This is a genomic window from Thiocapsa sp. (assembly GCF_018399035.1).
In the GTDB taxonomy this organism is placed as follows: Bacteria; Pseudomonadota; Gammaproteobacteria; order Chromatiales; family Chromatiaceae; genus Thiocapsa.
This window is the reverse complement of sequence record NZ_CP073760.1, coordinates 672,897-686,709: the sequence shown is the minus strand read 5'-3', so window position 1 is coordinate 686,709 and position 13,813 is coordinate 672,897. Positions and strand designations below refer to the sequence as shown.

Genomic DNA, 13,813 nt, shown 5'->3' with positions numbered 1-13,813 from the left:
GTGGGTTTTTTGTTGCGGCGTCGATCCGCGCGCGATACTGCGCGACTTTCGGCTGTTCACCGACGATGCCCGATGAGCGAAACGACAATGTTTGATTGGTTCGACGCCGGCAGTCGCGTCCTCGAAGGCGCTCGGACGCCCGACCTGTTCCCGCCGCTCGACGACGCGCACGCCCAGCGCGCATGGCTCGCCGGGTTCGCGGGCGCTTGGGCGGAACGCAGCGGCGACGAACCCGCCGAAGATGCCCTGGTCGCAGCGCTGGAGGGGCGCCCTGCCCTGCTGAGACAGCTTTGGGAGCGGGGTCCGGGCAAGATCGCGCGTAGCTGGTCCTGACCTCGCGGAACCCACGCGGCGTCGCCGGTCATGCCCGGAGCGGCGCCCGCTCCGACTGGGAGCGTTCGGTACCCGGCCCGGCATCGTCAGTCCGACAGATAGATCGCGAGAAGCGGCGCCAGGTTCAGCAACAGGATGGCCAGCTTGTAGGCGGCCATGCCCGCATAATGGATCGCGTCGAAGGTCTCGACCGAGAGCCTGAACCATCGACTGTGCAGGCGATATATCCAGTCGTGGGCCAGGGCGAAAACCCCGAACCAGAGAAGCAGAAATCCGTAGTTGATGCCGACACACCAGAGCAGGAATTCCGTGATGCCTGTCGTCGTCATACCTCACCCCCATGGCCGCTGATCGAAATGCCTCCACCGAGCGTCCGGCTCCGCTGTAAGGGCGTCGCGCTCGACTGATGGAGGCAATCCCTGACAATCTCGGACTTTTCCTCGCCACACTCGGTTCCGCCACCCTGCTGCCGGTGCAGTCCAAGGCCATGCTGGTCGGTGTTCCGCTCGCGGACGCCCAAAGCTCTGGGTGCTGCTGAGGGTAGCGACCATCGACGACCTCCTCGGAGCGGTTTTCGACCGGTCCATTTGGCGCGGCAGACAACAGCAGCCGGCCAAGTTCAATCACGCCGACGGCGACCGAACGCTCACCCTTAACCGAACAGACCGACACGACGTCCGGCAGGTTTTCGGGGCCTTCGGTGGACATGATCGTTCGGCGATATGTACGCGGACAGCGCAGGCGGTGATATGCTCGGGCGGGATGAACCGGCCACGTTGGCGAAGCCGGATTCGTGAGGTGTGCTCTGTCATCGAAACCGATCGGCATCCAGCTGAGGCTCGGCGTCGTGCAAAACGGGACTCAGCAGAGCGAAACCAATAGGGAGCAGCGCGTGTATCCGACGGTCATGGACGAGTGCCCACGAATCGGCGCCGAGCCGCGCTGAGGAGACGATAGGCACCATGTTGACGCGGATGAGTGCGCTGGTCGACGACGTCGCCAGCCTTCAAAACAAGCTGATCCTTTTGGTTGGCCCTCCGGGGTGCGGCAAAACGGCCCTGCTCGATGCGTATGCCGAACATCGCGGTGTCGAGCGCCGTCCCTTGGGCTCGGCACTGGGCCGGCGTCTCGCCGCGTTGCCACGCACCCAACGCCATCTGCTGGCCGGCTCTCTGCTGCGGGAGATCGCCGAGACGACCCGTGCTACGGCATCCCCGTTACTCGTCGACAACATCGAGCTTTTGTTCGATGCCTCCCTGAAGCTGAATCCACTCGCTCTGCTCAAACGCTTGGCACAGGCGCGGGTGATCGTCGCCGTCTGGCCGGGCGAGCTGCGGCACACCGAACGCGGGCCGCGGCTGACCTATGCCGAGCCGGGGCATCCGGAATATCGCGATGACGCCCTGGATGGCGTCGTCACCCTCGACCTCCAGGATTGACGGAACACCGCCTTGACCAAACAGGACGCTGCCATGCGCTACCGGGATCTCATCCAATTCGAGCCGATCGAGTCGGTCATCCAACTGCTCGACGCCAACCGACCGGATGAGGCGCAAAAGCTCGTTTCGACCTATGTGATCTCCGACGAGATGGCCACGCGCATCGCCGAGGTCATCATCCCGCAGCTCTCGTTCGATCCGGCCGTCGACCACAAGGGCGTCCTCGTGGTCGGCAACTATGGCATCGGTAAATCGCACCTGATGTCGGTGGTCTCGCTGGTCGCGGAGAACGCGGCCTACACACCCTTGCTCGGCCACCCCAAGGTCGCGGCGGCGGCCGAGAGCATCGCCGGCACGTTCAAAGTCCACCGCATCGAGATCTCGAGCGAGATGTCGTTGCGCGAGATCGTGACCGGCGAGCTGACCCTTTTTCTCGCGAAGCTCGGAGTGGAATTCAGCTTTCCGCCGGCCGACCAGGTCGTCAACAACAAAGCCGCCTTCGAGCAGATGATGGCCGCCTTCGCCGAGGTCTACCCCGACCAGGGCGTCTTGCTCGTGGTCGACGAGTTCCTGGAGTTTCTGCGATCCCGCAAGGATCACGCCCTGGTGCTGGATCTCTCCTTCCTGCGCGAAATCGGCGAGGTGTGCAAGCATCTGCGCTTTCGTTTCGTCGCCGGCGTGCAGGAGGCCGTCTTCGACAGCAGCCGCTTCGAGCATGTCGCCGACAGCCTGCGCCGCGTCAAGGATCGTTTCACCCAGGTGCTCCTGGCACGTCAGGATGTGAGCTTCGTGGTCGCCGAGCGGCTGCTCAAAAAGACCTCCGACCAACACCTGAAAATCCGGACCTACCTGACACCCTTTGCCCGCTTCTACGGCAACATGAACGAACGGATGGACGACTACGTCCGCCTGTTCCCCGTGCACCCGGACTATATCGGCACCTTCGATCGGCTCATCTTCACCGAGAAGCGTGGCGCCCTCGTCACCATTCGCGACCAGATCCAAGCCATCCTCGACGAGGAGATCCCGACGGATCGGCCCGGCCTGATCGCCTACGACCGCTTCTGGGACACCGTCACCGCCAACTCCGTGTTGCGCTCGGACCCGAGCATCAGCCCCGTCATCAAGGTCTCCGAGGTGCTGACCGGACGCGTCAAGCAAGCCTTCACCCGACCGGCCTACACGCCGATGGCGCTGCGCCTGATCGCGGCTCTCTCGGTGCACCGACTCACGACCGGCGGCGATATCTACATCCCCATCGGGGCGACGGCGGAGGAGCTGCGCGATACCCTCTGTCTCTATCATCCCGGCATCGAGGATCTCGGCGGCGAGCCGGCCGCCGATCTCCTCACAATGGTCCTGACCTGCCTGCGCGAGATCCTCAAGACCGTCAATGGGCAGTTCATCTCCAAGGCACCCGGCACCGACCAGTTCTACCTGGACCTCAAGAAAGACATCGACTACGACGCGCAGATCGACAAGCGCGCCGATGCTCTCTCGGACGACGCCCTCGACCGCGCCTACTTCAGCGCGGTTCGCCAGCTCATGGAGCGCACCGACGAAAGCACTTATGTCTCCGGCTTTCAGATCTGGCAGTACCAGATTGAATGGCTGGAGCGCCGCGTCGAGCGCACCGGCTACCTTTTCTTCGGTGCGCCCAACGATCGTCCGACGGCCCAGCCGCCGCGTGACTTTTACATCTACTTCATCCAGCCGTTCGACCCGCCGCGTTTTCGCGACGAGCACCTGAGCGACGAGGTCTTCTTCCGGCTCAAGGGTCTCGACGACGAGATTCGGCACCAGATCGGCCGCTACGCCGCGGCCTTGGATCTGGCGGCCACCGCGAGCGGCAACGCCAGGTCGGTCTATGTCTCGAAGGCGAATGAGTCGCTGCAAGCCATGAGCAAGTGGTTGCAAGAGAAACAGATGACGGCGCTTGAGGTCACCTTCGGCGGCAAGACCAAGCCGCTGCAGGACTGGGTGCGCGGTGTCGGTCTGCGCGACAAGGCACACCTGGGCGCAGACGAACGCGTGAACTTCCGGGATGTCGTCAACGTGGTCTCCGGCCTGGCACTCGGCCAATCGTTTGCCGACATGGCCCCCGAGTATCCGACCTTCTCGATCCTGTTGACCGAGATGAACCGCAAGCAGCTCATGCTCGGCGCCCTGCGTTGGTTGGCGGGTGGTGCACGCACCAAGGACGCGGTTGCCGTGCTGGATGCGCTGGAGATGCTCGACGGCGACCGCATCGAGCCGACGCGATCCAGGTACGCTCAGGAGGTCCTGAACCGTCTCAAGGCCAAAGGCCACGGCCAGGTTCTCAACCGCGGCGAGTTGGTCAGCGGTGCCACCGACATCGAGTATTTCGCGCCGGTGCGCTTTCGTCTGGAGCCCGACCTCTTCACGGTCGTGCTCGCCGGCCTAGTCCACTCGGGCGACCTGGTGCTCGCGATCGCCGGCGACAAGATCGATTCCGGCAAGCTCTCGCTGCTGGCCGAGCGTTCCCTGGATGAGCTCAAGGCATTCAAGTACATCGATGCGCCGAAAGAGATCAATGTCGAGGTCCTGCGGACGCTGTTCGAGCTGTTGGGGCTGCCGTCGGGCTTGGCCCAGATGGCGACCCAAGGCAAAGAAGAGCCGGTAAAGGAGCTGCAGGGCGCCGTCGCCAAGTGGGTTGGCCTGGTGCTGACCGTCGGCACGGATCTGCAGAACCGCCTGAGCTTCTGGGGTCAATCGCTGCTGCGCGACGAGCAGCTCAAAGATGCGCTCGCGCGGCTCTCCGCACTCAAGACCTTCCTGGAAGGGCTGTCGCCATACAACAGCGTCGGCAAGCTCAAGAATCTGCGGTTGACCCAAGACGACGTCGAGTCGCAGAAAAAGAACCTGGAGACCTTGGGCCAGGTCGAGCGTCTCCGCGACCTGGTCGCGGAGCTGGGAACGGCTGCCGCATACCTGTCCCAAGCCGAGCTGGTGCTCGACAACGGCCATCCATGGGTGAAGCAAGCGCAAATCGCCCGCAAGGAGATCCTCGACAGACTGCAGCAGGATCCCGCCGCGCAGCACGCCCCCGAATATCGCCAACGTCTCGCCGCGCTGAAGAAGGACTACCTGACCGCCTATGTGGCCCAGCACAGCAAGGCCCGATTGGGCGTGTCGGAAGACAAGACCAAGTCAGCGCTGCGCAAGGATCCGCGGCTCGCGATGCTGCGCACCCTGGCCGGCATCGCCCTGATGCCGACCGGCCAGCTCACCGCGTTCGAGGACAAGCTCGACAAGCTCAAGAGCTGCGCCGCGCTGGTCGATGCCGAGCTGGCCGTGAGCCCGGTCTGCCCGCACTGCGGCTTCCGCCCCGCCAATGAACAAGGCGACCTCCTCCCGGCCGCGAACCTCCTCACGGCGTTGGACGAGGAGCTGGATCGGCTCGTGGACGGCTGGCAGCAGACGCTCTTGGATAATCTGGACGACCCCATCATCCAGGCCAATTTCGATCTGCTCAAGGCGCCCCAGCGTGATCTCGTTCAGAGCTTCATGGCGACACGGGTGCTCCCCGATCCGGTCACGCCTGGATTCGTTCTCGCGATCCAAGAGGCCCTGTCGGGACTGGAGAAGATCGCGGTCAGCGGCGACGACATCAAACAAGCCCTGCTCGCCGGTGGCTCGCCGGCGACGCCGGATGATCTGCGCAAGCGGTTCGAGACCTTTCTCGCCGAGCGGTGCAAGGGCAAGGATGCCGGGAAGCTGCGGTTCGTGGTGGAATGATCGCGATTCATGACTATACTGACCAGTCTGACTAGAGCAAGGCACGCCGGAGGTCTCGATGCGTCAATGGGCGTTACAGGATGCAAAGGCTCGCTTGAGCGAGCTGGTCCGGCTCGCGGCCAATGATGAACCGCAGGAGATCACCTTGCGGGGCGAGCCTGCGGTGGTCGTGCTGTCGCGGACCGACTACGACCAATTGACCAAGCCGCGCGAGTCGCTCGTGGAATTCATGCGGCGATCCCCCCTGTACGGGGCTGAGGACGTCGTCTTCCCGCGCGACGAGAGTGTGACCCGCGAGGTCGATCTGTGACCTGGCTGATCGATACCAACGCCCTATCCGAGCTCAAGAAACGCGTTCCTCATCCTGGCGTTGCCGATTGGTTCGCCGAGCGTCCGGCCGGGTCGTTGCATCTCTCTGTCCTCACCCTCGGGGAGCTCCGCAAGGGGATCCATGCGATGCCCGAGGGCGATCGCAAGGCGTCGTTCTCTGCATGGCTCGAGTCCGACGTCCCCGTCTACTTTGCCGGCCGCATCCTCGACATCGACGGAACCATCGCGGAGCGTTGGGGCCGGCTTTGCGCCGATGCGCGCCGTCCGCTCCCCGCCATCGATAGCCTGCTCGCCGCAACGGCGCTTGTGCACGGCCTGACCCTGGTCACCCGAAACCTGGCGGACTTCCGTGTGCCGTCGCTGCGCGTGGTCAATCCTTGGGCCGGCGCATCCGACACATGACGACACCGAGTCAGTGCCCAAACCCGAAACAGCACGGCGCATTTGCCATCGCATGAGTCGACCCGGCCATGATCACTGAACTCCGCATGGAAAACTGGAAGAGCTATGAGCGGGCGTCGCTGCATATCGATCCCTTGTCGATCCTGGTCGGAACCAACGCGAGCGGAAAATCCAACGCCCTCGATGCCCTTCAGTTCCTCAATCGTATCGCTTCGGGCGTCATGCTGACCGCGGCCTTACAGGGGGACGGGACTAGACCTCCACTCCGCGGCGGCGCCGAGTGGGCCGCCCGCCGCCCCTGCTCGATGTTCTCGATCGGTGTCGTGTGTCGAGCAGACGACCTGACCGACTACGAGTATCGCCTGGAGGGGCGCATCACCGAGAGCCGGTGCGACCTCCATGCCGAGTACTTGACCCGCGTCCGCTATCGGGCTGGAAAGCACGGAACAAGGAAATCCCCTGCCGGCACCATCAAACTCTTTCGAACAGACCACTGTGCGGACGAATCGCCCACCATCATCGCCCGACTCTACAACGAGAAACAGGGTTCCCCACGACAGCTTGGGCGGTCCCACGCGGTGCTGTTTCAACTCGTCGGACAGAAACTCAGGGCTGAGATCCAGGATGCCGTCAACGCCACAATCTCGGCGTTGCGCGATATTTTCATCCTCGACCCGATACCGTCTCACATGCGCGGCTATTCGGCGCTAGCGGACAAGATCGAGCCTGACGCCGGGAACATCGCCGGCGTGCTTGCAGCGCTGCCGGATGAGAAGCGGCAAGACATCGAGGACACCCTGACCCGATACGCAAGCCGATTACCCGAACGGGATATCCGGCGGATCTATGCCGAAACCGTCGGCAAATTCAACTCCGATGCCATGCTGTATTGCGAAGAGCAGTGGCTGGATTGCGGCGAGCCGCCGACGGTTGACGCACGCGGCATGTCCGACGGGACCTTGCGATTTCTCGCGATTCTGACGGCCCTACTCACCCGCCCGCAGGCGAGTCTTCTCGTTGTCGAGGAGGTCGATAATGGCCTCCATCCGTCCCGCGCCAATTTGCTGCTTGAAATGCTCAAGGACGTCGGCACTGCTCGGGGCGTGGATGTGTTGGTGACAACACACAATCCGGCCTTGCTCGATGCGATGGGGACCGAGATGGTGCCCTTTATCACGGTGGCCCACCGCGATCGAGAAACCGGCCATAGTGTTCTGACCCTTCTCGAAGACGTCGCCCAATTACCGAAGTTGCTGGCACAAGGTCCGGTCGGACGCCTATCCAGCCAAGGTCTGATCGAGAAGAGTTTGTCTGCGCAGCCCGCCGGTGAACCGCCGGCAAGGGCAGCACATGACTAGGCGGGTTCTGGTTCTCGACACCACGGTTCTGTGCTGCTGGCTGCGTGTGCCGGGCAAGGAGCAATCCGGACCCGCAGACGACCGTTGGGATCACACACGCATCAACACCCTGCTGGAATCCGAGCGCCAACAAAAGAGCACCTTCGTCCTGCCGATGGCGACCTTGATCGAGACCGGCAACCATATTGCCCAGGCACCCAGCCATCGTTTCGACCGCGCCACCGAACTGGCGCAATACCTTAGAGAAGCGGCCGACGCCAACTCTCCATGGGCTGCCTTCACTGAACAATCGCCACTTTGGCAGGCGGACAACCTGAGAGCCTTGGCCGACACTTGGCCCGAACTCGCCGCCGGGGGCACATCGATCGGCGATGCGACGATCAAGGACGTCGCCGAGTATTACGCACGTGCCGGCTACTGCGTCGAAATCCTGACAGGCGACCGGGGTTTGAAGGCTTACCAGCCGGTGCGGCCCGTCGCAATACCACGCCGCCGCCGATAGCGCCGCGCGACTGAAGTGGGTTTCAAGACCCGATCGCAACACCCGCATCGATCGGGCTCAGGTCACGCGGTTTATGGCCGGACTCGCCCACGAGAAGTCCGCCCGTCTGGTGGGACGCGGTGGAGGCTCAGTCTAAGTCCTTGAAGATGTGCGCGGTTGTATGACGGGGAAATGGACTGGGGCATTCGAGATCCGATTAACTTCCGGGAATGCCACACAAAACGGCACAAGGCCAATTTTTCATCAAGTTTTTGCGGCATCAGATTGAGAGAGGGTGGATGTTCAGCCAAGAACTAACCGATATCGACAGCCTCGCGTTAGGCGTGCGTGACCGCGAGTCGCGCCGACTCATCATGGAGGCAATTGCGGCCTACCGTGGCGGTGCGTTAAGGTCAGCCATCATGTCAACATGGATAGCGATCGTCTACGACATCATCTCAAAGGCACGAGAGTTGGCAACTCAAGGTGAGGCAGATCCGCAAGCCTTCGTGACCGAACTCGATAAGGCGATTGCAGCAGATGACTTGCGCAAGCTTCAGCGCATTGAGAGCAACATACTCGAAACGTCGAACGATCGTTTACAGCTTCTCGCGCCTCACGAATACGACGCCTTGAAAAGACTTCAGGACGATCGAAATCTCTGCGCCCATCCGGCTTTCGTGTTCGACGACGAACTCTATCAGCCCAGTTTGGAGTTGGCACGCTCCCATATCGTCCATGCGCTTCAGCATCTGCTGGTTCATGCACCACTTCAAGGAAAGAGTGCTGTCGCGCGATTCGATGCGGATCTCCTTAGCGCATCTTTCCCCGTACTACCTGACGCAATTGGAAGGTACCTGCGGGTCAAATATCTTGATCGCGCGAAGGATGTGCTCGTCATCAACTTGATGAAAGGTGTGCTCACTGCACCATTCGGAGCCGAGCGAGCGAAATATCTCGGAAAAGAGCGGCTGCTTGCGCTGGCATTGGGGGAAATCTACCACGCAAAGACCGCGATTTATGACAAGTTCGCTCCCTCTTTTATATCTCAGCGCTTTGACGGCGTTGGAGACGATGTCCTTCTCAGGCTCTGTACCTATCTCGAAGTAGATCGACGTATCTGGTCATGGCTGTCCGAGCCGGTCCGCATACGCCTACGAACGCTCGTAGAGTCGGACAGTGTTGAGACCCTGAAGGCGTTCTCCGTTTTCGATGCTTTCAATATCCCCGATCTGGCTCATGTGCTGACGGAGCGCTTCGACGCGTTCGATGAAACAACGCAGATTGGCATCATCACGGAGAGCCCGAAACGCGAGTTTGCAGATAGAGCGATCGAAATCTATGCCACAGCAAAGAACTATCGACGGGCTGAAGATCTTGGTCAGGCGCTGATCGTTCGGCTGTCGGAGCATTTTAATGAGGAGCATGTGCGGTCGTTGTTGGCTACGGTCTCGGGAAACGACCAAATCTTTAACGCGGGTGGAACGCCGGCCATCTTGGTCACCGTCTTCGATCAGACGCGAGCCTTACTGGGGGCGACACTGGACGACTGGCGTAGCTTCGTGGAAGTCATGACGGTGCGCGCAGGCGGCGACCAAGACTCTTACTACGCTTATCCGGATTTACGAGCCAAACTCGACGCGGTGTAATCGCGAGACAGGGATACAGGAAGAATAGTGTGAATGATTTCTTGCGTGACCGAATTACGAGTAACCCAAGTGCGGTTGATTGCCTGGGCCAAACCTTCCCGAGCGATCAGGCGCGCCGGGAGCGCTATCTGGCACTGCTGGCCGAGAGGCTCAAGGATCCGGCGTTTCGCGCGCTGGAGGGTTTTCCGAAGGGCACGGACGAGGCCATCCTCGCCATGTCCGATCCGCCGTATTACACCGCTTGCCCGAATCCCTGGCTGGATGACTTCGTCCGGCACCATGGCACGCCATACGATCCGGCGGTGAGCTACAGCCGCGAGCCGCTCGCGATCGATGTCTCGGTCGGCAAGACAGACCAGCTCTATAAGGCGCATTCCTATCACACCAAGGTGCCGCATCTGGCCATCGTGCCCTCGATCCTGCATTACACCGAGCCGGGCGATCTGGTGCTGGACGGCTTTGCCGGCTCGGGGATGACCGGGGTGGCGGCTCAGTGGTGCGGCGCCGCGCCCGCCGTCTACCGGCTTCAGTTGGAGCAGGAGTGGAAGCGGCAGGGCAAGGCGGCGCCCAAGTGGGGTGCGCGCCGGGTGATCCTCAACGACCTGTCGCCGGCGGCGACCTTCATCGCGGCCAACTACAACCTGCCCTTCGATGTCGACGCCTTCGCAACAGCCGGCAAGCAACTGCTCAAGGAGGTCGAGCAAGAGATCGGTTGGATGTATGAGACCCTGCATTCGGACGGCAGAACCAAGGGGCGGATCGAGTACGTCGTCTGGAGCCAAATATATAGTTGTCCCGAGTGCACCGGCGCGATCAACTTCGTCAAAGAGGCGGTTGACCCAAGTACAAAGCAAGTTCGGAGCGTCTTTTGTTGCCCTCATTGTGCAAGCGAGATGACAAAACAGCGACTTGAGAGGCTATTCCTATCCACAATAGACGCAGCGACTGGCCTCGCGCTAGCTACACCTAAACGAGAGCCAGTGCTTATTCTTTACATACTCGGGAAGACACGTTATGAAAAACTTCCAGACTCTTATGATCTAGATGTATTGGCCAGGATCGAATCAATGCAGTTTCCCGCGGATGTTCCTACACAGTCTATCCCGCCGATGCACATGACGCATGAGCGGGCCAGAATGGATCAGGCCGGTATTACTCATATCCACCACTTCTTTCTAACCCGACCCGCTCATGCCTTGGGTTCGTTATGGCGAAAAGCGAAAGGTCATCCGGATCCTCGGTTGCGCCATGCTCTGCTGTTTTTTGTTGAGCAAGCTATCTGGACAAGCTCGGTTCTGAATCGGTTTCAGCCGCAAGGATTCAAGCAAGTAAACAAATATCTACCGGGCGTCTACTATGTCCCTTCCCACAGCTGTGAGCTTTCTCCATGGTACGCCGTAGAAGCACGCGGGAAGAGGCTCGCTAAGATTTTTTCGGATTTTCGATCAAGTCGCGATTGCGTAGCTGTGACCACCAGCACCGCAGAGCGCTTAGAGCTTCCCGGCGCGAGTATCGACTACATCTTCACCGACCCGCCCTTCGGCGAGAACATCTATTACGCCGACCTCAATTTTCTCGTCGAGTCCTGGCATGGCGTGACCACCGACGCACGGCCCGAGGCGATCATCGATCGCTTTAAGAAGAAGGCCCTGCCCGAATACCAGCGTCTGATGCAGCGTTGCTTCGCCGAGTATTACCGGGTGCTCAAGCCGGGCCGCTGGATGACCGTGGTCTTCTCCAACAGCCGAGCGAGCGTCTGGAATGCCATTCAGGTCGCCCTGCAACAGGCCGGTTTCGTGGTCGCCGAGGTGACCGCGCTGGATAAACAGCAGGGGAGCTATCGGCAGGTCACCTCGACCACCGCCGTCAAACAGGATCTGGTCATCTCCGCCTACAAGCCGAACGGCGGTCTGGAGCAGCGCTTCGCGCAACGGGGCGCCACCCCGGAGTCGGCCTGGGACTTCGTACAGACTCACTTGAAGCAGCTTTCGGTGACCAAGCCCAAGGACGGCGAGCTGGAGTTCATTGTCGAGCGCGACCCGAGGCGGATCTACGACCGGATGATCGCCTGGTTCGTGCGGCATGACGCCCCGGTTCCGCTATCGAGCGACGAGTTTCTGGAGGGGCTGAGCCAACGCGACTTCCCGGAGCGCGACGGCATGGTGTTCCTGCCCGAGCAAGTCGGCCACTACGAAATGCAGCGCGCGCGAGTCACCCGGGCACCGCAGATGGAACTGTTCGTCTCGGATGAGCGCAGCGCGATCGACTGGCTGACGGACTTCCTGAAGAAGCGCCCATCGACCTACCAAGAGGTGCATCCCGAGTACATCGCCCAACTCGGCGCGGGCTGGCGCAAACACGAGGAGAAGCCCGAGCTGAGCGCCCTTCTGGAAGACAATTTTCTGCGCTACGAGGGTGCCGGGGACGTCCCCACCCAGATCACGAATTATCTGTCGAAGAACTTCCACGAGTATCGCGGCATGAACAAGGTCGATCCGGGTCTGGTCGCCAAGGCCAAGGAACGCTGGTATGTCCCGGACCCGAACAAGGCAGCCGACTTGGAGAAAAAGCGCGAGAAGACCCTGCTCAAGGCGTTCGAGACCTATCGCGCCAATCCCGCGCGCCGCCTGAAGGAGTTCCGGCTGGAGGTGCTGCGCGCCGGTTTCAAAGCGGCCTGGTCCCAAAAGGATCATCGAACCATCATCTCGGTGGCCCGGAAGATCCCCGAGCTGGCGCTGCAGGAAGACGAGAAGCTACTGCTGTGGTATGACCAAGCGCTGACGCTGTCCGATGCGCAGAGTTAAACCGCGAAGCGGCGACGGAGGAGGGCTAGATGGCCATTATTGAAGGGTTTCGGGTGCAGAACTTCCGGCCGCTGAAGGATGTGGCGCTGGGCCGTCTCTCCGGCGGTCAAGGCAAGCCGCTGACCCCGTTCACGGTCGTCATCGGCAAGAACGGCTCTGGGAAAAGCTCGCTGTTCGATGCCTTCGGATTCGTCGCGGACTGCTTGGCGACCGATGTCGAGACGGCCTGCGACATCAAGCAGCGCGGCGGATACGAGCGTCTGCTGTCCAAGGGCCAACAGGGTCCTATTCGATTCGAAGTCTTCTATCGCGAGGCGCCGAACGACCGGCCGATCTCTTACGAGCTGTCCGTGGCCTTGGATAAGACCGGGCGACCCTTCGTCGAGTCCGAGGTGCTTAAACAGGCGCGCAAAGGCACCACCCGTGGTCGGCTGTTCCCCTTTCTGCGCCTGCAGCATGGAAAAGGGACGGTTTGGTCGGGCGAAGATGCCGTGGAGGGTGCCGAGGAGGAGGGCAAAGCGCGCTTGGATGTTGAATTGACCGACCGGCGGCAATTGGGCATCGCCACACTCGGCACGCTGATGGAGCATCCGCGCATCAAGCGTTTTCGGGATTTCTTGAAGGGTTGGTATCTGTCGTACTTTCACCCCGACGCGGCGCGCGGCTTACCGAGTGCCGGTCCTCAGCGGCATCTCAACATCCATGGGGACAATATCGGTAACGTCGTGCAGTTCATGGAGCGCGACCACAAGGATCGGTTCAAGCGTATCCTCCAGCGCATTGCGGCCAAAATCCCGGGGATCACGGACATCGACACCTTGGAAACCGCGGATAAGCGGGTTCTGTTGCGCTTCAACGATGGCGCCTTTGTGGACCCATTCTTCGCCCAGCAGATGTCTGACGGTACACTGAAGGTCTTTGCGTATCTACTCCTCTTGGAGGACCCGGATCCGCCTCCCTTCATCTGCATCGAGGAACCCGAAAACGGTCTGTATCACAAACTGCTGGAGGCGCTTGCCCAGGAGTTTCGTGCCCATGCGACGGGCAAAAAGGGTGCCCCGCAGATCTTCGTCACGACGCACCAGCCCTATTTCGTCGATGCCTTGTCTCCGGAAGAGGTCTGGGTGCTCCAGAAGGGCGCCGACGGCTTCTCCGCGATCCAGCGGGCGTCGGAGCTTGCCGATGTCGGTCACCTGGTGTCCGAGGGATTGCCTCTGGGCGGTCTTTGGTACAGCGATTATCTCGATGCGAGGTAGGG

General features: G+C 61.3%; 12 protein-coding genes. 11 read left to right on the top strand and 1 reads right to left on the bottom strand.

Features of this window, described 5'->3' with window-relative positions:
- Nucleotides 1–72 precede the first annotated feature (72 nt).
- Nucleotides 73–333 (top strand): histidine kinase, encoded by a 261-nt coding sequence (locus tag KFB96_RS03155; protein ID WP_213458922.1) that lies wholly within the window; start codon nucleotides 73–75, stop codon nucleotides 331–333.
- A gap of 86 nt (nucleotides 334–419) precedes the next feature.
- Here KFB96_RS03155 and KFB96_RS03150 read toward each other — a convergent pair whose 3' ends face one another.
- Nucleotides 420–662: a DUF6868 family protein gene (locus KFB96_RS03150; protein WP_213458921.1), complete on the bottom strand. Its 243-nt coding sequence runs from the start codon at nucleotides 660–662 to the stop codon at nucleotides 420–422.
- Nucleotides 663–739: 77 nt separating this feature from the next.
- Between KFB96_RS03150 and KFB96_RS26300 the strand changes: the two genes are divergently transcribed.
- From KFB96_RS26300 to KFB96_RS03105, 10 genes are all read left to right on the top strand, one after another.
- On the top strand, nucleotides 740–871 hold the full coding sequence (locus KFB96_RS26300; protein WP_300971260.1) for a hypothetical protein: 132 nt from the start codon (nucleotides 740–742) through the stop codon (nucleotides 869–871).
- A gap of 424 nt (nucleotides 872–1,295) precedes the next feature.
- Nucleotides 1,296–1,772 carry a BREX-3 system P-loop-containing protein BrxF gene (brxF, locus tag KFB96_RS03145; RefSeq protein WP_213458919.1) on the top strand — a complete coding sequence of 159 codons (477 nt, stop codon included), beginning with the start codon at nucleotides 1,296–1,298 and terminating at the stop codon, nucleotides 1,770–1,772.
- A 12-nt stretch (nucleotides 1,773–1,784) separates the two neighbouring features.
- Nucleotides 1,785–5,531 carry a DUF6079 family protein gene (locus tag KFB96_RS03140; protein ID WP_300971259.1) on the top strand — a complete coding sequence of 1,249 codons (3,747 nt, stop codon included), beginning with the start codon at nucleotides 1,785–1,787 and terminating at the stop codon, nucleotides 5,529–5,531.
- Nucleotides 5,532–5,589: 58 nt separating this feature from the next.
- A complete protein-coding gene (locus KFB96_RS03135; RefSeq protein WP_213458917.1) occupies nucleotides 5,590–5,841 on the top strand; it encodes a type II toxin-antitoxin system Phd/YefM family antitoxin in 252 nt (83 codons plus the stop codon).
- Nucleotides 5,838–6,263, top strand: a complete 426-nt coding sequence (locus KFB96_RS03130; RefSeq protein WP_213458915.1) for a type II toxin-antitoxin system VapC family toxin — start codon at nucleotides 5,838–5,840, stop codon at nucleotides 6,261–6,263. The genes KFB96_RS03135 and KFB96_RS03130 overlap by 4 nt, the downstream gene beginning before the upstream one ends.
- A gap of 68 nt (nucleotides 6,264–6,331) precedes the next feature.
- Nucleotides 6,332–7,621, top strand: coding sequence for an AAA family ATPase (locus KFB96_RS03125; protein ID WP_213458913.1), 1,290 nt, complete (start codon nucleotides 6,332–6,334; stop codon nucleotides 7,619–7,621).
- On the top strand, nucleotides 7,614–8,123 hold the full coding sequence (locus tag KFB96_RS03120; RefSeq protein ID WP_213501706.1) for a hypothetical protein: 510 nt from the start codon (nucleotides 7,614–7,616) through the stop codon (nucleotides 8,121–8,123). Before KFB96_RS03125 ends, KFB96_RS03120 begins: the two co-directional genes overlap by 8 nt.
- 278 nt (nucleotides 8,124–8,401) lie before the next feature.
- A complete protein-coding gene (locus KFB96_RS03115) occupies nucleotides 8,402–9,751 on the top strand; it encodes a hypothetical protein (RefSeq protein WP_213458909.1) in 1,350 nt (449 codons plus the stop codon).
- A 29-nt stretch (nucleotides 9,752–9,780) separates the two neighbouring features.
- Entirely contained in the window at nucleotides 9,781–12,555 is a 2,775-nt protein-coding gene (locus tag KFB96_RS03110) for a DNA methyltransferase (protein WP_300971258.1), read from the top strand.
- Between the two features lie 29 nt (nucleotides 12,556–12,584).
- The gene (locus tag KFB96_RS03105) at nucleotides 12,585–13,811 is read left to right on the top strand and encodes an AAA family ATPase (protein ID WP_213458907.1); all 1,227 of its coding nucleotides are present in this window, start codon (nucleotides 12,585–12,587) and stop codon (nucleotides 13,809–13,811) included.
- Nucleotides 13,812–13,813 lie beyond the last annotated feature (2 nt).